This is a genomic window from Nitrospirillum bahiense, assembly GCF_007828025.1.
Taxonomy (GTDB): Bacteria; Pseudomonadota; Alphaproteobacteria; order Azospirillales; family Azospirillaceae; genus Nitrospirillum; species Nitrospirillum amazonense.
The window spans coordinates 81,424-102,744 of the sequence record NZ_VITO01000014.1 but is presented as its reverse complement, the minus strand read 5'-3'; the positions used below and the strand labels follow the sequence as shown (position 1 = coordinate 102,744).

General features: G+C 67.6%; 14 protein-coding genes. 4 read left to right on the top strand and 10 right to left on the bottom strand.

The window, feature by feature from the left end; genetic code table 11:
* Entirely contained in the window at positions 1–1,206 is a 1,206-nt protein-coding gene (hutI, locus tag FBZ88_RS19820; protein WP_145618891.1) for an imidazolonepropionase, read from the bottom strand.
* 89 nt (positions 1,207–1,295) lie between these two features.
* Between hutI and FBZ88_RS19815 the strand changes: the two genes are divergently transcribed.
* A complete protein-coding gene (locus FBZ88_RS19815; RefSeq protein ID WP_145618890.1) occupies positions 1,296–2,672 on the top strand; it encodes a formimidoylglutamate deiminase in 1,377 nt (458 codons plus the stop codon).
* Entirely contained in the window at positions 2,669–3,379 is a 711-nt protein-coding gene (gene hutC, locus FBZ88_RS19810) for a histidine utilization transcriptional repressor HutC (protein WP_088874938.1), read from the top strand. The genes FBZ88_RS19815 and hutC overlap by 4 nt, the downstream gene beginning before the upstream one ends.
* Positions 3,380–3,418: 39 nt before the next feature.
* On the opposite strand, the gene FBZ88_RS19805 is transcribed toward hutC, so the two are convergent.
* Complete coding sequence (locus FBZ88_RS19805; RefSeq protein WP_246138761.1) at positions 3,419–5,749, bottom strand: TonB-dependent receptor; 2,331 nt, start codon at positions 5,747–5,749, stop codon at positions 3,419–3,421.
* A gap of 176 nt (positions 5,750–5,925) precedes the next feature.
* Positions 5,926–7,938: a tetratricopeptide repeat-containing sulfotransferase family protein gene (locus FBZ88_RS19800; protein ID WP_145618888.1), complete on the bottom strand. Its 2,013-nt coding sequence runs from the start codon at positions 7,936–7,938 to the stop codon at positions 5,926–5,928.
* A gap of 235 nt (positions 7,939–8,173) precedes the next feature.
* Here FBZ88_RS19800 and FBZ88_RS19795 point away from each other — a divergent pair, with 235 nt between their 5' ends.
* On the top strand, positions 8,174–9,664 hold the full coding sequence (locus FBZ88_RS19795; protein ID WP_145618887.1) for an HAL/PAL/TAL family ammonia-lyase: 1,491 nt from the start codon (positions 8,174–8,176) through the stop codon (positions 9,662–9,664).
* Between the two features lie 15 nt (positions 9,665–9,679).
* Here the strand turns inward: FBZ88_RS19795 and FBZ88_RS19790 are convergent, their stop codons facing one another.
* The 6 genes from FBZ88_RS19790 to FBZ88_RS19765 all read right to left on the bottom strand — a co-directional run bounded on the left by FBZ88_RS19790 (position 9,680) and on the right by FBZ88_RS19765 (position 18,291).
* Entirely contained in the window at positions 9,680–10,594 is a 915-nt protein-coding gene (locus FBZ88_RS19790; RefSeq protein ID WP_246138760.1) for an SDR family NAD(P)-dependent oxidoreductase, read from the bottom strand.
* Positions 10,595–10,679: 85 nt separating this feature from the next.
* Complete coding sequence (locus FBZ88_RS19785; RefSeq protein WP_198924870.1) at positions 10,680–11,357, bottom strand: TetR/AcrR family transcriptional regulator; 678 nt, start codon at positions 11,355–11,357, stop codon at positions 10,680–10,682.
* Positions 11,358–11,428: 71 nt separating this feature from the next.
* The gene (locus FBZ88_RS19780; protein ID WP_145618886.1) at positions 11,429–12,997 is read right to left on the bottom strand and encodes an AMP-binding protein; all 1,569 of its coding nucleotides are present in this window, start codon (positions 12,995–12,997) and stop codon (positions 11,429–11,431) included.
* 11 nt (positions 12,998–13,008) lie between these two features.
* The gene (locus FBZ88_RS19775) at positions 13,009–14,658 is read right to left on the bottom strand and encodes a carboxylesterase/lipase family protein (RefSeq protein ID WP_246138759.1); all 1,650 of its coding nucleotides are present in this window, start codon (positions 14,656–14,658) and stop codon (positions 13,009–13,011) included.
* Positions 14,655–16,025 (bottom strand): spinster family MFS transporter, encoded by a 1,371-nt coding sequence (locus FBZ88_RS19770; protein WP_186464496.1) that lies wholly within the window; start codon positions 16,023–16,025, stop codon positions 14,655–14,657. The genes FBZ88_RS19775 and FBZ88_RS19770 overlap by 4 nt, the downstream gene beginning before the upstream one ends.
* A gap of 4 nt (positions 16,026–16,029) precedes the next feature.
* Positions 16,030–18,291, bottom strand: a complete 2,262-nt coding sequence (locus tag FBZ88_RS19765; protein ID WP_145618885.1) for a TonB-dependent receptor — start codon at positions 18,289–18,291, stop codon at positions 16,030–16,032.
* A gap of 282 nt (positions 18,292–18,573) precedes the next feature.
* Here FBZ88_RS19765 and FBZ88_RS19760 point away from each other — a divergent pair, with 282 nt between their 5' ends.
* Complete coding sequence (locus tag FBZ88_RS19760; RefSeq protein WP_145618884.1) at positions 18,574–20,499, top strand: M61 family metallopeptidase; 1,926 nt, start codon at positions 18,574–18,576, stop codon at positions 20,497–20,499.
* Between the two features lie 36 nt (positions 20,500–20,535).
* On the opposite strand, the gene FBZ88_RS19755 is transcribed toward FBZ88_RS19760, so the two are convergent.
* A complete protein-coding gene (locus FBZ88_RS19755; protein WP_145618883.1) occupies positions 20,536–21,297 on the bottom strand; it encodes an SDR family oxidoreductase in 762 nt (253 codons plus the stop codon).
* Positions 21,298–21,321: the final 24 nt, after the last annotated feature.

The following is a 21,321-nucleotide window of genomic DNA, read 5'->3' as shown; positions in this document are numbered from 1 at the left end:
TCAATTGCCCTGCCAGACACGCGCATGCAGGGGGTTGAACCCCATGCGGTAGACCAGATCCGCCGGTCGCTCGATATCCCAGATCGCCAGGTCGCAGGACTTGCCCGCCTCCAGCGTGCCGATCTCATGGTGCAACCCCAAGGCGCGGGCGGCGTTGCGGGTGACACCGGCGATGCATTCATCCACCGTCATGCGGAACAGGGTGGCGCCCATGTTCATGACCAGCAGCAGCGAGGTCAGGGGCGACGTGCCCGGGTTGCAGTCCGTGGCCAGGGCCATGGGCACGCCGGCCGCGCGGAAGGCGTCCACGGGCGGCAGCTTGGTTTCCCGCACGAAATAGAAGGCGCCGGGCAGCAGTGTCGCCACGGTGCCGGCCGCAGCCATGGCCGCGACACCATCGGCGTCGGTATGTTCCAGATGATCGGCCGACAGGGCACCATGCCGGGCCGCCAGCGCGGCGCCGGACAGGTTGGACAACTGGTCGGCATGCAGTTTGACCGGCAGGCCATGGGCGGCGGCGGCGGCGAACATCCGCGCCGTCTGATCCGGCGTGAAGCCGATGCCCTCGCAGAACGCGTCGACGGCGTCGGCCAGCCCCTCCCCCGCCGCCGCCGGCAGCACGGTGTCGCACAGGAAGTCGATATAGCCGTCGGCGTCACCGCTGAATTCAGGCGGCAGCGCGTGGGCGCCCAGGAAGGTGGTGGTGATCCGGACCGGCCGCGCCTGCCCCAGTTGCCGCGCGGCGCGCAGCATGTGCAGCTCAGCCTCCAGAGTCAGTCCGTATCCTGACTTGACCTCCACCGTTGTCGCCCCTTCCGCCATCAGGGCGTCCAGCCGAGGCAGCGCGCTGGCCGTCAGCGCTGCCACGTCGGCGTCGCGCGTGGCGCGCATGGTGGAAAGGATGCCGCCACCGGCCCGCGCGATCTCCTCGTAAGAGGCGCCGGCCAGCCGCAGTTCGAACTCATGCGCCCGGCTTCCGCCATGGACCAGGTGCGTGTGACAATCGATCAAGCCGGGGGTGATCCAACGGCCGGCGCAGTCCACCACCACGCCAGCGTCGAAAGCGGGCGCGTCGGCAGCGGGGCCGGCGTAGACGATCAGGCCGTCGCGCATGGCGACGACGCCATCGCGAACGATCCCCAGCCCAGGCTCAGCCCCGGCAAGCGTCGCCAAATGGGCGTTTTTCCACAGCTTGTCGCAACGCATGCCCGTTCTCCCGGCGGCTCAGGTCCGCCTCAATGGTTGCGCTCGCACCTTAGAATGTATAGACATATGGCGCAACAGGAGAATGCACCATGGGCACTGACGGCGGTTCGGACGGGGCTTTCCACTTCCAGCAGGCCCTGCTTCCCGAGGGTTGGGCGGACAATGTGCGGCTGACGGTCCGGGATGGCGTCATCGCCACCCTGGAACGGAACGCGCCCCCCCAGGCCGGTGATGAGCGGCGGCCGGTGGCGGTGCCGGGCCTGCCCAACCTGCACAGCCATGCCTTCCAGCGCGGCATGGCCGGCCTGGCGGAGGTGCGGGGGCCGGCGGGCGACAGCTTCTGGACCTGGCGCGACGTCATGTACCGCTTCGTCGATCGCCTTTCACCCGACGACCTGCACGCCATCGCGGCCTTGGCCTACATGGAAATGCTGGAGGCCGGGTTCACCCGCGTGGGGGAATTCCATTACCTTCATCATGATCGGGACGGCGGGCGGTTCACGGACCCGGCGGAGATGAGCGCCGCCATCGTCGCGGCGGCGGATGAGACCGGCATCGCCCTGACCCATCTGCCCGTGTTCTATGCGCATTCCGGTTTTGGCGGGGCGGCACCAGGGCATGGGCAGCGGCGCTTCCTGCACGATTTGGACGGCTTCGCCCGCCTGCTGGATGCGGCACGGATCAAGGCGCGGGCCCTACCCGACGCGGTCGTCGGCGTGGCGCCGCACAGCCTGCGCGCGGTGACGCCCGAGGAATTGACCGAGGTGGCCGGCCTGGCCGGCGCCGCTCCCGTGCACATCCACGTCGCCGAGCAGGTGAAAGAGGTCGAGGACTGCGTGGCCTGGGGCGGGGGCCGGCCGGTGGAATGGCTGCTGGCCAACGCGCCGGTGGACACCCGATGGTGCCTGGTGCATGCCACCCACGTGACCCCGGCGGAGGTCGCGGACATGGCGGCGCGCGGCGCAGTGGTCGGCCTCTGCCCCATCACGGAGGCCAACCTGGGCGACGGCATCTTCCCAGCCACCGCCTATCTGTCCGCCGGTGGCCGGTTCGGCGTCGGATCGGACTCGAACGTCCTGATCGACGCGACCGAGGAACTGCGCCTGTTGGAATACGGCCAGCGCCTGGCGGGCCGCAGCCGCAACGTGATGGCGCGGGCGCCGGGACGATCGACGGGCCAGGATCTGATGGAGGGCGCGCTGGCGGGTGGCGCCGCCGCCCTGGGCGCGCCATCCGCCATCGCGGTCGGCCATGCGGCGGACCTGGTCAGCCTCGACACCCAACATCCGTCGCTGCACGGCCGTCGGGGCCCGGCGCTGCTGGACGCCCTGATCTTCGCCGCCGGCCGAGCGGCCATTGACGGGGTCTGGCGCCGGGGCAAGCAGGTGGTTAATACTGGCCGACACCAGCGGCGGGACGCCATTGTCACCCGTTACCGCCAAGTCCTCGAAAGATTGACCCAGTGACGCTTTCCCTGCATGAGCGCATTCGAACGGACATAGAGTCGGCCATCCTGTCGGGGAAGCTGGCGCCGGAAGACCGGCTCCCCGTCGAGCATGAGCTGATGCAGACCTATCAATGCTCGCGCATGACGGTCAACAAGGCGCTGTCCGCCTTGGCCGCGGCGGGTCTTATCGAGCGCCGCAAGGGCGCCGGCTCCTTCGTGGGCCGTCCGCATGCCCATTCCATGATCCTGGACGTCCCCGACCTGCCGGTCGAGGTGGCCAAACGCGGCCATGTCTACGGCTATCAGCTGCTGGTGCGTAAGCTGCGGGCGGCCGCCCGGGGAAACGCCGAGGAAGAGTTGCTGGCCGGCGGTCGCCGGCTGTTGCAGCTGGATGGCCTGCATTCCGCCGACGGCGCGCCGCTGGCGGTGGAACGCCGCCTAGTCAGCCTGGCCGCCGTGCCGGCAATCGCCGAGGCGGACCTTGAGAAGGAACCGCCAGGAACCTGGCTGCTGCGGCATGTGCCGTGGACGGAGGCGGAAACCCGCATTTCCGCCGTCCCTGCGGATGCGGAGATCGCGCGTCTTCTCAAGACGCCGGTCGGCACGGCCTGCCTGTTGGTGGAACGGCAGACCTGGCGCAGTTCGGAACGGATCACGGCCGTGCGCCAGTATTTCCTGGGCACGGCCTATCATCTGGTCGCCCGGTTCGGCAGCAGCCGTCCGTGACGGCCTGCGGCCCGGAGGGGCCGCAGGCCGGACGGGACGTCAGAACTTCTGACCGAACTTGACGCCGAACAGTCGCGGCTTCGTCGGATAGATGCGCGCGTACTGGCCGGAGATTTCAGGGGCGGAGAAGGTGTTGCGGGTCAGCCCCCCACGGTCGTCGAACAGGTTCTGGACATAGAACTCGGCGCTGGTGTTGCCGATCTTGCCGCCCATCGAGATGTCCACGGTGGTGAAGCCCGGACTGTCGCCGACGAGCTCGTCCGCCGTGGTGCCCAGGAAGCTGCGCGTGCTGGTCTGGTGGTTCAGGGATCCCTGGACGAAGCTGTCCACCTCCCCCAACAGGAATTCATAGCGGGCCGTCGTGTTGAATTTGATCCGGGGCTGCACCGGCAACCGCGTGCCCTTCGGCGCCGCGATGATGCCGGAGGCGCAATCCGGGTTGCTGTTGGCGCCGATGGCGCAGAAGTCGGTCGCCAAACGGGCATCGTTGAACGCACCCGATGCCGACAGGGTCAGGCTGCGGGTGACGGCCCAGGTGATGTCCGTCTCGACGCCGTACACCCGGGCGTCGCCGGCATTGTAGATGTTGGTCACGCTGCCGGAGTTGAGCGCCACCAGGGCGTACTGCAGGTTGTTCCATTCCTCGTAATAGACGGCGCCGTTGAAGCGTAGCTTCTGATCGAACCACGACGTCTTCCATCCCAGCTCGTAATTGTCCAGCGTATCCGATCCGTAGGGTTCGACGCCCGCGCGGCGATTGTTACCGCCGGGGCGGTAGCCGGTGGAATATGTCGCATAGACCATGCGATCCGGATCGATCTGCCAGGTCACGTTCAGTTTGTGGGTCTCGCCCGAGTCATTGAATTTCTTGTTGAGGTAGGAACAGCTGTTGAGCGACGGGAAGGGGGTCACGCAGCCGGCCTTCGCCGCGTCGCTGGCGAAGCCTGAGAAGCCGGTTAGCGTGTTGTCGGCGATGAATCCGCGCACGCCGCCGGTCAGGGTGACGCTGGGCAGGATATCGTAGGAAGCCTGGCTGAACACCGCGTAGTCGCGGTCGACGATATGCACGTTGGTGAGGAAGATGTCGTCTTCATACACGGGCGATCCCTGTTGGGACGACCCGTAACCCGGCGCGTAATAGTTCGCCTGGGACTGGTTGGTCTGCTCCTGATAGAACAGGCCGGCGGTAACCCGCCAGCGGTTGGTTGAGGGCGAGCTGAAGCGGAGTTCGTGGCTTTGCTTGGTCAGATCCTGGTGCCCATAATAATATTGGGTGGGGTCGATCTGCTTCCCCATCGAATTCGTGAAATACCCATAGTTGGGATAGGCGTCGTAGGCGACGGTGTAGTAGCTGTAGTCGGCGTGGGTGTCGATCGACCGCTGCATATAGCCGCCGGAATAGAGGACATCCCAATCCCAGACCTTGCCCTCGACCGTCAGGGCCGCCTGGTACCACTTGTCGATGTTGCGTTCCGGCGCATAGTCGTGGACCTGCAGGTCACCGGCCTTGGGATCGTAAAGGAAGGAACCGTTGGACCGCTGGTGCTGGGCGATGACCTGCGGCGTGACCGTCCAGTCGTCGTCCAGGTCGATGCCCAGGGCCACGCGACCGCCATAGGTATCGACGTCGTTGAAGTTCTTTTTGACGAACTTCGAGTTGTCCACGGTGATGGGGCTGTTGACCACCGTGCCATCGTCCAGGGTATGGGGGCTCTGGTAGGTGCGCTGGTGGTAGGTGTTGTCGATGTAACCGCCGTCATGCTCGTCAAAGCCGACGATGCGCACCGCCGCCCTATCGCTGAGGGGGATGTTCACGAAGCCTTCGATGGTGCCGCCCAGGCTGCCCTTGTCGAAGCGTGTGCCCTGGACGTCATAACCGGCCGAGAACTTGGACGTGTCGGGCTTGTTGGTGATGATGCGCAGGGTGCCGGACAGGGAACTGGCGCCGTAGAGCGTGCCTTGCGGTCCGGATAGCGCCTCGACCCGGGCGACGTCGTAGATATGGACGTCCAGCAGGGAGCCGATGGTGGTGACCGGTATTTCGTCCAGGTAGAAGCCGCTGGTGGGCAGCGCGCCGAACGGCAGGCCATCGCCGCCGGACGAGATGCCGCGGAAGAACAGCTGGCTCTGGCCTGGCCCGAAAGACTGGAAAGACACGCTGGGCAGCTGCTTGGCGTAGTCGTCGAAGGACTGGACCTGGTGCTGCTCCAGCGTGGCCGTGCCCAGAGCCTGCAGGCTGATGGGCACGTTCTGCAGGTTCTCGCTGCGCTTCTGCGCCGTCACCACGATTTCCATCAGGCCTTCATTCGCCGCAGAATCCGGGGTCGCCGGTGCAGCGGGCGTGGTGTCGGCGGCGATGGCGGATTGCATTCCCCATATCGGCGCAAGCGCCGTGGAGGCCAGAAGCAGGACCAGCCTGCCGGCCCGCTTGGTCTTAACTCGCATTATGATCGCCCTTTCCCATGAAGTTCCGCTTCTGTCCCTGTTCTTGTGGGTCTTCCGCCCTTAGGTATTTTTGTTGTTTTGCTTTATATTGACTCACACAACTACAACTCAACTTCCGGATAGGTGTGCAGCACGGTCCCCAGCGCCGCTTTCAGCGGCGCCAGCCAGGGCTCGAAACGCCGCCAATGGTCCAGCCCCTCGGTGAAGATGGGCTGGCGGACCTGCTCCGAACTGGGGGTGCGCACGGTGCGCCGGTTGTCCCAAAAGGCCAGGCAGCCGTCCTCGAACGGCAGGCCGAGATGGTCCAGCAGGGCGTGAACCTCGTTTTCGGTATCCGCCACCAGCCGTTCATAGACGACACGGTGCACACAGCCGGGCGCCGCCCGGTCCACATGGGCCATGAGCGTGGCGTAGTCCGCGTAATAGCGCCCCAGTTCCGTCAGGTCGTACGTGAAGGCCTGGCCGCGCGCGAAATGCTGCTTGTAGGCGGACCACCCGACACCCAGGGGATGCCGGCGGACATCGACGATCCGCGCCTTGGGCAGGATGGCGCGGATCAGCGCCACATGCATCCAGTTGTTCGGCATCTTGTCGATGAAGAAGGGTTTCGCCTCGTGCCGGTGCACCCGCGTCCGCGCGATGTATTCGGCGCCCAACGCCTGCAAGGCGTCGGGGGGCAGGTCATCCAGGCATTCCGGATACCGCCCGGCGGCAGCCCCCTTGCCGGGTGCTGCCAGCCGTGCGGCGATCGCCATCATGTCGGGCAGTTCACTGGTGCCCTCGACCATGCTGTGGCTGGCCAGGATCTGCTCTACCAGGGTGGAACCCGAACGGGGCAGGCCGACGACGAAGATGGGGTCGGGCGCCAGGCAGCCACCGCGCGCCCGGTCCAGGAAGCCCCTGTCGACCATGGCGGCGATGCGGGCGCATTGGTCGTGCGTCTCATCCGGGTCGTAGCCCAGCTGGGCCCGGCGCAGGCGGTTGCCCTCGGCATAGGCCTGGAAGGCGGCCGCGTCGTCACCTCCCGCATCCTCAAGCGCCTTGCCCAGCGCGAAATGCAGGTGCAACCGGTTCTCGTCATCCGCCGTGGCCCGCAGGCCGCGCTCCATGGCCGCCCTGTCGTCCACGGAAAAGCGGAAGGTCTTGAGGTTGGCCAGGCTCCACCACGCCTCGCCCAGCGTGGGCTGCTGCTCAAGGGCGGTGCGATAAGCGGCGATGGCGTCGTCCACCCGGCCGATCGCCTTCAGGACATGGCCGTAGCTCATCCAGCCCTTGGCCTGCTGCGGATGGCGGGCCAGGACGTGGGCGTACACGGTGGCGGCGGCGTCCTGGTCGCCGATGCGGACCAGCAGCGAGGCCTTGAGCATCAACACCGACGGATTGTCCGGCTCGGCCGCCAGCAGATGCTCCACCTCGGCAAGGGCCTCGGCCGGCCGGTTGTGCCGTTGCAACGTGCGGGCCAGCAGCTCGCGAGCCGCGGTGAATGCAGGCGCCAGCTCGAGCGCGCGCCGCAGCAGGGTGATGGCATCATCGTACCGGCCCAGGCGCACGGCCAACTCCGCCATCATGCGGATGGCCGCCACGTCGGTGGGCTGGGCGCGCAACCGGTCCCGCAACGCCCGCTCCGCCACGTTCAGTCGCCCCTCGATCATGGCCATCGCGGCCTGGGCCAGGACGGGATCGCGGGTGGACGCCTTCACACCGGCCAGGTGGGCCCGTTCCGCCTCCTCATGCTCACCGGCGAGAGCCAGCGTGTCGGCCAGCGCCCGCCAGGCGGCGGCCAGGTCGGGGCTGAGCGCGCCGGCGCGGCGCATTTCAGTCAGGGCATCCGGAAGCTGGCCCAGGTCGCGCAGCGTCAGGCCCAGTTCCAGGGCGGCGGCGGCCGATTTCGGTTCCGCCACGGCCAATTGGCGGAGAACCCCCGCCGCCGCCTGGATGTCCCCCGCCAGCCTGAGGGCGCGGCCTTGGATCAGCCGCGCGCGCGGGTGGCCGGGCGCCGCGTCGAGCACTTCCGCGACCTGCGCGATGGCCAGGGCCGGGGCGCGATCAACCAGCGCGGCCGCGCGGTCCAGGGCCGTATCGATGGAAACCAGGGGCGGCGCGGCGCCGTTCATGCGGCCCTCGCCTGCGGACCGGGATGGGAGGGATATGCAAGGTCCGACATGGGATGCCAACTCCTGCTTCGTCTGGGATGGCCCATTTGTCCCAGCTGGGCCCGGTTCCGTTGCCGATGTCGCCTGTTCACACATATTGTCTATACATTCCCGCTTCGATTTAGTCTATACATAATTGCCAGATCGCGCTGCGCGCCGCATGAATCTTGCGGCTTATGGACCCGAGGAGCAAACAATGACGCCATCCGTCCTGCTGAATGGTCCCCTGACCTGGCGCGACCTCAGCGCCGTCGCCCGGGGCAGCGACCTGGTGCTGTCCTCGGACGCCTGGGCCCGCATCGGGAATGCCCATGCCGTGGTCGAGGCCCTCGTGGCGCAGGGCATCCGGGCTTATGGCGTGAACACGGGGGTCGGCGCGCTGGTGAGCACGGTGGTGGATCGCGCCAAACAGCGTGACCTGTCCCGCAACCTGGTCATGAGCCATGCCTGTGGCATGGGGCAGCCCCTGGAGACGGCCGCCGTGCGGGGCATCATCGCCGCCCAGATCAACAATTTCGCGCATGGCCGCTCCGGTGTACGGCCCGACCTGGTGCAGGGCCTGCTGACACTGCTGGCCCGGGGCTGCATACCGGAAGTGCCGTCACGCGGGTCGGTGGGCTATCTGACCCACATGGCCCATATCGGCCTGGTCCTCATTGGCGCCGGCTCGGCCTATATGGGCGACCGCCGCCTGTCGGGGCGGGAGGCGCTGGACACCATCGGCATGTCCCCCTTGGTGCTTGATTCCAAGGAAGGGCTGAGCCTGGTGAATGGCTCGCCCTGCGCCACCGGCCTGGGCGGCTATGCGCTGTCGCGGATCGAGCGGCTGCTGGCCGCGGCGGACGCCGTGGCGGCGCTGACGCTGGAGGCGCTGGGCGCCCAGATGTCGGCGTATGAGGCCCAGGTGCTGCAGGTACGGATGTCGAATGGGCTGCACCGCACGGGCGCCGCCCTGCGGAATTACCTGGCGGGCAGCCGCCGCCTGGAGCGCGCCGCGGGGACCCGCTTGCAGGATGCGCTCAGCCTGCGGGCCGTACCGCATGTGCATGGTGCTGCCCGGGACGCCTTCGACGGCGCCTGTGCCGTGATCGACCGGGAACTGCAATCCGTCACGGACAACCCCATCGTCTCCGGCACGCCGGCGGCACCGGTCGTCGAGTCCGAGGCGCACGCCGTGGCGCCTGCACTGGCCATCGCCCTGGACTCGTTGGCTATCGCCATCGCGCATCTCGGCGCCATCTCCGAACGTCATACCGACCGGCTGGTCAATCCGCTGGTCAGCGGCCTTCCCCCTTTCCTGGCCAGCGATCCCGGCGCCACCACCGGCTTCATGATCGCGCAGTACACCGCGTCAGCGCTGGTGGCGGACAACCGCCGCCTGTGCGCGCCCGCCAGCCTCGACGGCGGCATCAACTCCGCGCTGCAGGAGGATTACCTGGCCCATCCCACGGCGGCGGCCACCAAACTGCTGGCCGTCATCGACAACACTGAATACATCCTGGGAATTGAACTGCTGGCGGCGACCGAGGCGCATGACCTGGCGGTTGATCCGGCGGACCGCGCGCCCGGTACCGCCGCCATCCACGACCATGTGCGCGCCTGCGTCAGCCGTTATCGCGATGATCGGCCGTTGGCCGATCACCTCAATATCGGCGCCGACATCATCCGAAATGGCCTGCCGGCGTGAATGCCACATAGGCACCTAGCGCGGCACCGCCATCACCCTGTCGCCCCCCATGCCGGCGTTGGCCAGTTCCCGTTCCGCTTGGGTGAAACCATAGGCCGGCACGATCTCGTCGCTGCGGTCGGAGATGCCGTCCCAATTGGCGACCACCTTCTCGCCCGCGCCGGCGCCCGCCCCGATATAACGGCCAGCTGTCAGGGTGACGCTGGCCGTGGCGAAATGGCCGGCACCCGCGCAGAGGATGGCGCGGGTGGGCGCGTCCTCACCCGCCAGCGCCAGAAGGCCGGGGCTGACCAGGCTGGGCGCCAGCAGATCCAGGCTGTTCTCCGACAGCACGCCGTGGGTCATCTGCGTCGCCGCCGTCGGGGCCAGGCAATTGACCCGGATGCCGTATTTCTCACCCTCGATGGCCAGGGTCTGCATCAGCCCCACCAGCGCCATCTTGGCCGCACCGTAATTGGCCTGGCCGAAATTGCCATAGAGGCCGGATGACGACGTGGTCATGACGATGCGGCCATAGCGCTGCTCCCGCATGATGTCCCACACCGCCTTGGCGCAGATGAACGCCCCGGTCAGGTGCACGTCCACCACCAGGCGGAAATCATCCAGGTTCATCTTGGCGAAGCTCTTGTCGCGCAGGATGCCGGCATTGTTCACCAGGACGTCGACGCGGCCCCAGGTATCCATGACCCGCGCCACCATGGCCGCCACCCCCGCCTCGTCCGTCACCGACGCGGCGATGGCGATGGCTTGGCCCCCCTGCGCGGCAATCTCCGCCGCCACCGCGTCGGCGGCAGCCTGTGCCAGGTCATTCACGACCACCCGCGCGCCCTGCCCCGCCAGGTATAGGGCATGGGCGCGCCCCAGGCCCCCACCGGCCCCGGTGATGATGGCAACCCGACCCTCCAGCGACATGCGTTCCCCCTTCGCCATTTCGTTCTCCCATATTTGCATTTTCATCTAACTCTCTGGTGAGTGAATAAAATGATGGCAGTCTGCTTCAACGCGGCCCAGGCCCTCAGGACTCCTGTCGCCGCTGCCTGCAGACCTCCAGGAAGCCGGCGGCCATGAACGAGGCCATGCGCGCCTTGACCGCCGCGAAATCGTCGGACTTGCACAAGCCCCCCGACAGCTTGTCGATGCGCCCCGTGCGCGCCAGCGTCAGCAACAGGGCGCCGGTGACGAAGTGATAGCCCCAGAAGATGTCTTCCTCCGGACTGTCCGGCAGCGCCTTCTTTAACAGACCGATCAGGCGCAGCACGACAGGGTCGAAGTGCTGGTCCATCAGCTCCGCCCCCCATTCCGGGGTGTTGGCCACCTGTGCGCCCAGGGCGGCGTAGTTCTTCCAGCCGTCCCCCCCTTTGATGTACAGATCCAGGTCGGTGTCAAGGAAAGCGTGCAGCGCGCCCTCCACCGTGGGCTTGCCGCCGGTGGCCGCGTCGTATTCGTCCAGCGCCTTCATGCGTCGGGTGCTGGTGACCTCCGCGCGACGGGCGAAGACCGCGTCGAACAACTTCTTCTTGTCTTCGAAGTAATAGTTCAACAGCGTGTGATGGACGCCGACGCGCTTGGCCACATCCTTCAGCGTGACGCCGTAGAGCCCATGCTTGGAGAAAAGATACTCGGCCTCATCGAGGATCTGCTCCATCATCTCGGCGCGCTGCTCGGCCTTGGTCGAGCGCCGACGCGGTTTCACCTGTTCACTCACCACGCAATCTTCCGTCCTGACGTGTGCCCGGGTGGCTCGCTCGCCACCCGTTCCTTCAATCATCCTCCATATTGGGCACGCAGCCGGATTTTGTCGATCTTGCCGGTCGAGGCCTGAGGCATGCTGTCCACGCGGATGACCGCGTCGGGTATCCACCAGGCCGCGACCCGGCCCCGCAGGGACGCCAGCAGCGCCTCGTCGCTGATGTCGCCACAGGTCTCCACCAGCAGGATGGGACGTTCACCCCATTTCGGGTCCGGCCGGCCGATGACGGCGGCCAGCGAGACCTGGGGCAGCGCGCCAACGATGGCCTCGATCTCCGCCGGGTTGATCCATTCGCCGCCGGACTTGATCAAATCCTTGGCCCGGCCGGTGATCATGAGATTGCCATTGGCGTCGATGCGCGCCAGGTCGCCGGTGGGGAACCAGCCGTCGGCATCGGTGGCGGGCGCGTCGTGACCGAAATAGCGGGCGATGACGGCGGAGCCGCGGACGCGCAGATGCCCTTCAACCTCGCGCTGCTCCGGCAACGGCCGGCCCTCCGCATCGGTCAACAGCAGGTCCACGCCCACGGCGGGCCGGCCCGCCAGGGTGGCCGACCGCCCGGGGTCGTGCGCCGGCGTCACGGTGCCGGTGGGCGACATCTCCGTCATGCCCCAGCTGGTCTGCACGGCCACGCCCAGGCGCCGCTCGATCCGTTCCATGAGGGCAGGCGCGAGGGGGGAACCGCCCATGAGGATGCGCTTCAAGGTGGGCAACTCGCCGCCCACGGCCTCCAGATGTTCCACCAGGCCCAGCCAGACGGTGGGCACGCCCACGCCGACGGTCACGCCTTCCGCCAGGATCAGCCGGGCCAGGCTGGCGCCGTCGGCATGGCGGCCGGGCAGCACCAGCTTCGCCCCCACGGCCGGTGCCGCGAAAGGCAGGCCCCAGGCGTTGGCGTGGAACATCGGCACCACCGCCAGCACGCTGTCGCTGCCCGAAATGGCCATGACGTCGGTCTGCAACACCCGCAAGGTGTGCAGGAAGCTGGAGCGGTGGGTGTACATCACCCCCTTCGGCGCACCGGTGGTGCCGGAGGTGAAGCAAAGGCCCGATGGCGCCGTCTCCGCGAAATCGCCCCAGGCGACGTCATGCCGCGCTTCGGCGATGAGGGGTTCCAGCACGGAGACCGGCGGCCCGTCGGACGGCCAGACCGCCCCCTCGGCGTCCCCATCGATGACCAGGAGGCGTTCCAGGCCCGGCACGCCCTGCTGGATCTGGCGCGCCAGGGGCAACAGGTCGGCGCTGGCGACCAGCAGCCGCGCCCCTGATTGCGTCAGCATGGTAGCGAGCTGTTCCGCCGTCAGGCGGGGGTTCAGGGTATGGCAGACGGCGCCCATGCCCATGATGGCGTACCACGCCTCGACATGGCGCTGGGTGTTCCAGGCCAGCGTGGCCACACAGTCACCGACCGTGATGCCGAAACTCGCGAGCACGGATGACACGGCCAGGCTGCGCGCCTTCAGATCGGCGTAACCGATCCGGTCGGCGCCGCCGTCCTCCCGGGCGGTGACGACCTGGGCGCGGGGATGCCATTTGGCGGCGTGGCGCAGGAACTGGTCCAGCGTCAGGGCATAGTCCTGCATCGCTCCCCACATCACGGGCAACCCGCGGTCTTGGCCGGAAGGACCGGGGACATGATGCCGGTGTTCCAGTTCCACGGCAGGGTGCCGGCGGCATGGCGGCGGCAGACCGTCGCCTCGTGCAGCGCGTACATGCCGGGCATCAGGTGGGTTTCCGGCTGCGGCGTGGCGGCGAAATGCATGTAGGCTGCAGCGCCGTCATAAGGTTGCCACGCCGGCTGGCCGGCCGCGCTGGGCGTGCCGGTGCGGGCGAAGGAGGTCCAGTAATCCATCATTGCATCCGAAAAGCGGGCTTCGGCCGGGGTGTCCGCCACCTTGGGCCAGTACGGCGGCGTGCCGTGGGCGGTGCCGAAGACGTAAGGAATTTCCGAGGCATGGAAGCCGTGCAGGCCCTTGGCATCCGCCTCGGGATAACCGTGGTCGAACAGGTAGAGGAACGCCGGCTGGCCCAGCGCCGTCTGCTTGATCGCCAGGCGCTCCGACGTCCAGGCGTAGAGCGCGTCGCGAGTGTTGGCCAGGATGCTCTCGCCCATGTCGCGGGCGGGATATAGCGCCAGATAGGCGTCGGCCAGGTCACCGTACTGGTGGCGGATGGTGGTTTCATAGGTCGCGGCGTCGGTCGGCGGTGGTGGCGCCATGAACCGCAGAGACCGGATCTCTCCGCTGTTGAAGCCAACCAGCAGAGGTACAGGCGCCTGCCGCCCCTGGTCGAACACGTCGACCAGTTGGCCGGTCAGGACGTGGCCGTCGATGTTGCCCCAGGGGCCGTAGCCGGCCTTGACGGCCGCGACGGTCAAGGCTTCCGCGTCCATGCCCCGTAAGGCCGCGACGTCGGCGGCACCGACCGCCGCCGCCAGCCGCCTGCCGTTCTCCTCCGCCGACTGTTCGCCGTAGCGGGCCTCCTTCAGCGTCGGGGTGGAGATCATATAGGCGCTCTGCGCGATGGCCTTGGCGAACAGGCCGCGGGCCGGCGGCGACGCCATCAGGTACATGACGCTGAGTGCCCCGGCGGATTCACCGGCGATGGTCACGTTGGCGGGGTCGCCACCAAAGGCGCCGATGTTGCGCTGAACCCAGCGCAGGGCCTCGATCTGGTCCAGCAGGCCGTAGTTGCCGGAAACGCCATCGGGAGATTCAGCGCTGAGATCCGGATGGGCCAGATAGCCCAGGACGCCCAGGCGATAGTTGATGGAAACGACGATCACGCCGTGCTCCGCCAGGCGGGCGCCGTCGTACAGCCCCTCGCTGCTGGCGCCGCCGACCAGGGCGCCCCCATGGATCCACACCAGCACCGGCGCCTTTTTCGCCGCCTTCGGCGCCCAGACGTTTAGTGACAGGCAGTCCTCGCCCATTTTCTCCGGTGGGTCGGCATAGAGGCTGCCAGGGCGGGGCGGCGGCTGCACGCAGGCAGCACCGAAATCATGGGCCGGTCGCACGCCCGTCCAGGACTGGACCGGCACCGGCGGCTTCCACCGCAGCGGCCCGACCGGGGGCTGGGCATAGGGTATGCCCTTGAATACGGCCAGATCGCCCACGACCTGGCCTTCGACCGAGCCTACCGGGGCGTTGACGACGGGCCCGCCCGGGGCGGCGCCGACGGGAATGGCGTGGGCAAGAAGCAGCACGGCGGCGCAGACGCCCATGCGCAGAAGCGGACGCATCATCGATCTCCAGTCCGGGCTCCAGTCCGGGGCCCTTCCTTCCGCAACACCCGCGCCAGGGCCAGGAACAGCAGGACGGCCAGGCCATAGAAGGGGACGAGCGTGTAGAAGGCGAGTTGCAGCGAATGGTGGGGGTGTGTGGCGCGGAACAGGTCGCTGACCGCGCCCAGATAGGTGGGGCCGAAGCCCAGGCCGATCAGGTTCATGACCAACAGCAACAAGGCACCGGACAGCACGCGCTGGTCGGGCCGCACCTCCTCCTGCACCAGGGCGACGGCCGGCGACAGGTAGAAGTAATTGAAGAAGGTCGGGCCGGCCAGGAACAGCAGCGCCAGGGGCCAGGACGGCGCCCAGACGAAGCCGACGAAGAAGGGTACCGCCGCGCACAGGGCAACCGCCGGCACCAGCGCGTAGCTGTGCCTGGCCCTGGCGGCGAACCGGTCGATCAGCCGGCCGGAGACATACATGCCGGCACTGACGCCGATGCCGATCAACAGGGCGTAGCAGATCGCTACCTCGCCCAGGGCCATGCCCTTCTCTCGCATCAGGAACAAGGTGGTGAAGTTCAGCAGGGCATAGGTGACGAACTGGGTGGCGCCGGTCGCCAGCGCCACCAGCAGCAGCGCCGGGCGGGTGAAGAACATCCGCACCGTTTCCCAGAACCCAGCCTTCGCCGACGGCGTGACCCGGCCGGCCGGCACCGTCGCCACCGGGCCGGCGTCCAGCCCCCCTCGGCGTGGTTCGCGCACCAGCAGGTACACGGCCAGCGCCGTGACGACGCCGACGGCGCCCAGCAGTTGGAAGGCGCTGCGCCAGTTATAGGCGGCGGCGATGGCGGCTCCGAAGGCCACACCCAGGGCCTGGCCCAGCGGCGGGCCGAAGTTGTACAAGCCCAGCGCCGTGCCGCGCCGGCCCGGGCCGAAATAGTCGGAGATGATGGCGTAGGAGGGGGGCACGCCGCCCGCCTCCCCCACCCCTACGGTCATGCGCGCCAGCACCAGCTGCGGATAGGTCGAAGCCATGCCGCAGGCCACCGTGGCCGCACTCCACAGGGCGCAGGCGATGGAAAGCACCCGCACCCGGTTGGTGCGGTCGGCCAGCCAGGCCACGGGGATGGAGATGAAGCAGTAGAAGAGCGCGAAGTAGAGCCCGCTGATCAGGCCCAACTGGCCGTCGGTGACCTTCAGGTCATCCTGGATGGGCTTGGCCAGGATGGACAGCAGCTGCCGATCCAGGAAATTCAGGACATAGACGAAGCAGAGCATGCCCAGCACGAACCAGGCGCGTGCCCCCGGCCGCGCGGACGGCGCGACCGGGGAGGTGGTGCCGGCGTCGGCCGCCGGCGGCGCAAGCGTCTCGGGCACCGCCATCACCTCAAATCCCGTAGGTCAGCCGGATGCCGACGGTGCGCGGCCGCATGGTGCCGTAGCGGCTGGCCAGGAACGCCTCGGGATGGATGTAGGTGATGGAGGCGTCGTCGAAGAGGTTCTCGACATAAGCCGTGGCCGTCCATTTGTCGCGCGCCACGCTGAAGCTCATGTTCACATTGTTGTAGCTGTCGGTGTAGCCGAAGGTGGGGTTGATGGTCTGCGGCTGTCCCGGCACCCGCGGGAACTCGCTGGGAAAGGACCCCACGTGCTGGAAGTTGATGGCGACGTTGCCCATCATGTCCGGCGTCACGTCGAAGGCGTATTGGGCGTAGGCGGACCCCTGGAAGTGCGGTGACGACAGGCTGGCGCCCAGCACGGCGCCGGAAATCGCCGCCTCGGCGGGACTGAGCTTCGTCACCCGCGCGTCATTGAACGAACCGTTCAGACCGATGGTGAGGCCGGTCACGGGCACGGCGGCGATCTCGAACTCGATGCCCTTGCTTTGCGCCGCGCCGATGTTGGTGGCGAACTGCACCGAGTCCGACACGCGGTTGGCCTGGACCTGGATGTTGCTCCAGTCGATCAGGTAGAGCGCCAGGTTCGCCGACAGCCGGCCGTCGAACCACCGCCCCTTGGCGCCGATCTCATAGTTGGTCAGGTCGTCGGAATCCGCACCGTTGGGAATGATCAGGTCGTTGGCGTTGACCGTGCTGGGCCGCCCGGCATAGGCGTTGACCACGGGCGCGCGGAAGCCGGTGGCGATGGTCGCGTAGGTCGTCAATTCCGGGATGGGCTTGAACGACGCGCTGACCTTGTAGGACGGCTGGCTGCCCTCCGCCTTCGTGCCGGTGGCCGGCGGCGTCGAGGTGATGGTCAAGGGTCCCGACCTGCCCAGCAAGGCGTTCGTCAGGTAATTGGAGTTGTAGCCGCCCGTGGTGAACGCCTGGGCATCCAGGCCGCCATAGCGCAGGCCGCCGGTCAGCCAGAAGTCGTCCGTGACGTGGTAGGTCAGCTCACCAAAACCCGCCAGTTCATGCGAGTTCGTGTAGGTGTAAAGGCGCTGGTAATACTGGTCCGGCACGCCGGTGATGTTGTGCGCCCTCAGGTAGGCGATGTCCGAGCGGTATAGGTAGTTGATGTCCAGCCGGCGATCCAAATAGAAGGTGCCGATGGTCCAATCCCATTTGCCGCCGGGATCGGACGACAGCCGCGCCTCCTCCACGAAGGTGTTCTGGAAGGCGGACGCATCCAGGCCGAAGGGAATGGCGCCGGCGAAGGTGCCGGCCAGGTCCACGAAGAACTGCTGGTCGAATTCCGACCAGGTCGTCGAACTGGTGAAGTGCGCGCCGTCGAACTGATAGTCGATGGTGCCGTTGACGGTGCCCAGCTTGCCGGTGAACAGGTCCGGCTCGTTGGAGTTGCGCTTGTACTTGCCCAGCCGGGGATCGACCAGGGCGCTGTCATGCGGGTTGCTGTCCTCATACGAGGCCAGCAGCTTGATCTGCAAGCGGTTCGACCCCTTGAGCAACAGGCTCATGCGGCCGCCGGTGTCGATCAGCGTGTTGGCGTTGTGCACGCCGGTGCCCAGGTTGTCGACCCAACCCTCCTCATGGCGGTAGAAGCCCACCATGCGCAGCGCCAGCTTGTCCTCCACCAGCGGCACGTTGACCATGGCGTCATAGCGCTGGCGCCAGGAGTCCGATCCGGTCAGGGCGACATCGGCCAGGGCGCTGCTGTCGTATTGGGTCACGTCCGGGCTCTTGAGCAGGATGCGCAGGGCGCCCGACAGCGAGCCCGACCCGAACAGCGTCCCCTGTGGGCCGCGCAAGAACTCCACGCGCTCCACGTCGAACAGATTGGGATCCAGGACGGTGGTGTTGCCGGTGGTGGAGATGGGCAGTTCGTCGATGTAGACGGCGACGCTGCTTTGCAGATTGGCGCCATAGCCGTTGGTGGCGATGCCGCGGGCCGTGAAATTGTTGAAGTTGGCGGTGGGCTTGTTCAGCACCACGCCCGGCGTCTCGCGCGCCAGCCCCTCATAACCGACGATGCCCTGCTTGGTCAGTTCCTCCTGCGAGAACGCGGTGACGCTCAGCGGCACGTCCTGCAGACGCTCGGGCCGGCGGGTGGCGGTGACGACAATTTCCTGCAAGGTGTCGGAGGCGGACGCCTTGGGCGCCGTTGACGCGGCATCCTGCGCCAGGGCCGAAACCGTGGACGTGAGTAACGTGGCCGCGCACGCGGACACGAGCAGCTTGGCTCTCATGACGTGTTAAACCTCCCGTGCGTCGCCGATCGAACGTCGGCGTATGGGCGCCACCATGAGGCAGGCGCACCTTCATGTCAACATTCACTCTCACGTGTGTGAGTATTATGGTCATGGCAGCAGGCCGGGCTTGGGAATGTGCGTGAGGGGGCTGGCAGAGATCACCGCGCGGGCTGGGTCCAAACCCTGACGCCGCTATTCCCCGGCGCGCGCCACCCGGTTGCGCTAGAGGTAGGTGTGGTGTCTATAAAGCCCGCCTGACAGGCAAAGAAGGATCCCGCGTTGAAGACCTTAGGTTCTGCCGCCGTCGCCCTTCTCCTGATGGCGGGTTCCGCCTCGGCGCAACCCGGTGCCGGCCCCCAGCCGGTGACGCCGGCGCCATTCGTCCCGTCACCCCAGGACAGGCCCTTCAACGGCGCCATCCGGCTGGAGGTGGACGCGACGGATACCGTGCACAGGGTCTTCACCGTCCATGAAACCATCCCGGTGCAGCAGGCCGGCCGCATGGTCCTGCTGTACCCGGAATATGAAACGGGCAGCCACGCCGCCACCGCCTCCATCGCGGCGCTGGCGGGCCTGACGCTGCATGCGGGCGGCCAGCCCCTGGCCTGGCGTCGCGACCCGCTGAACCCCTATGCCTTCGAGGTAGAGGTGCCGGCGGGCGTCACCGCCGTCGAGGCCGACTTCCAGTTCCTGTCCCCCACCGGCCCGCGCCTGGGGCCCATGCGCATGACGCCCGGCATGGTCACCGTCGCCTGGCAGACCCTGTTGCTGTACCCGGCCGGCTGGTTCACCCGCGACATTCCGGTGGCGGCCAGCCTGCGCCTGCCCGCCGGCATGACCCCGGCCACCACCCTGGCGCCCACTTCCGGCGCCGGGGGAATGCTGACCTTCGCGACCGAGACGCTGGAGGATCTGGTCGATTCCCCGGTTTATGCCGGCCGCCATGTCCGCGAGGTTCCGCTGTCACAAGACAAGGCGGCGCCGGTGACCCTGGCGCTGCTGGCGGAAAAAGCCGAGGATCTGGAGACCACGCCGACGCAGATCGCGGGCCTGGCCCGCATGGTATCACAGACCCATCGTCTACTGGGGTCGGCGCACTATCGCCGCTACGCCCTGATCGTGGCGCTTAACGACCAACTGCCGGGCCCCGGCGGGTTCGAGCACATGGAGTCCAGCGAGAATGCGGTGCCGCCGGACTTCTTCCAGGCCGCCGACGGCTATGCCATCTACCAGGACTTATTCGCACACGAGTTCGTCCATTCCTGGAACGGCCGTTACCGACAGCCGGCCGGCCTGTGGGCCCCGACCTACAACCAGCCGGTCGATGGCAGCCTGCTTTGGGTTTATGAGGGGCAGACGGAGTTTTGGGGCCGTGTGCTGGCGGCACGCGCCGGCCTGAGGACGGCGGCGCAGACGCTGGATGCCCTGGCGATCGATGCCGCCGTCGCCCAATCCCGTGTCGGCCGGGCGTGGAAGTCGCTGCAGGACAGCGCCAACGACCCGTCCATCGCCATCGGCCGGCCCATGGTGTGGCGCGATTGGCAACGGCGGGAGGATTATTATGGCGAGGGCGTGCTGCTGTGGCTGGACGCGGACAGCCTGATCCGCGAACGCACGGGCGGCAAGCGCGGCCTGGACGACGTGGCGCGCGCCCTGTTCGGCGGCCCGGCCGGGGACCGGGTGATCCGCACCTATGGCTTCGACGACGTCTGCGCCGCTCTCAACAGCGTGTTGCCCTTGGACTGGGCCGCCTTCCTGCGCCGGCGGCTGGATGCGCATAACGACGCCGGGCTGCTGGACGGCCTGACGCGTGGCGGCTATCGCCTGGTCTTCACCGACACGCCCACCGACTATTTCCGGCAGACGGAGACGGACGGCGGTGGTATCGACCTCAGCTACTCCATCGGCTTGGTGGTGGACGCCAAGGGCCAGGCCCGCGCTGTCGCCTGGAACGGCCCGGCCTTCCGCGCCGGCCTGACCGTCGGCAGCCGCCTCACCGCGGTCAACGGCCAACCCTTCAGCAGCGACAGGCTGATCGAGGCGGTACGGCAAGCGGCCACCCATCCGGTGGAGTTGCGCTTCGACAGCGACGGGGCGGAACATACCGCCACCATCGACTATCAGGGAACCTTGCGCTATCCCCGCCTGGAACGCGTCACCGGCACGCCCGACCGCCTGACGGCGCTTTTACGGCCTCTGCCGTGACGGCAGCCGGCGCGGGGATCACGCAAGCCCCGCCGCTTATTTCCCGCCCGTCACATCAAGGAAGGTGCCGGTGATGAAGGACGCCTCGGCGCTGGCCAACCACAGGATCGCGCGGGCGACCTCCTCCGGTTGGCCGCCCCTTCCCATGGGGATGGTGTCCTTGACACGATCAACGCGGCCTGGCTCGCCACCGCTGGCGTGCATGTCGGTATAGATGTGTCCGGGGCGGATGCAGTTGACGCGGATTCCCTCCCGCGCCACCTCTTTCGCGAAGCCGGTGGTGAACGTCTCGACGGCGCCCTTGGACGCGGCGTAGTCGACGTATTCGTTGGGGCTGCCAAGCCGGGCCGACGCCGACGAGATGTTGATCACGGTGCCGCCCCGCCCGTTGTGGCGATAGGCCATGCGCTTCACCGCCTGTTGCGCGCACAGGATGGGGCCGATGGCGTTGACCAGGAAGACGCGCTGCATCCGCTCGAACGCCAAATCCTCCAGCCGGGATTGCCGTGCCAGCATGGCCGCGTTGTTGACCAAGACATCGATCCGCCCGAACACTTGGTCGATCGTGGCGAACAGGTCGGCGACCTGCGCCGGATCGGCACTATCGGCGCGCACGGGCAGAGCCCGGCGCCCGGCCGCCTTCACATCCGCCGCCACCGCCTGGGCGGCGGCCTCGTCGGACAGGAAGCTGATCGCCACGTCATAGCCTTGCGTGGCCGCGAGCCGCGCTGTCGCCGCGCCGATGCCGCGACTTCCCCCCGTTATCAGCATAAGCGGCGCGCCAGAGACGGTGTTCATTGGATCAACCTTTCTATTTCACGC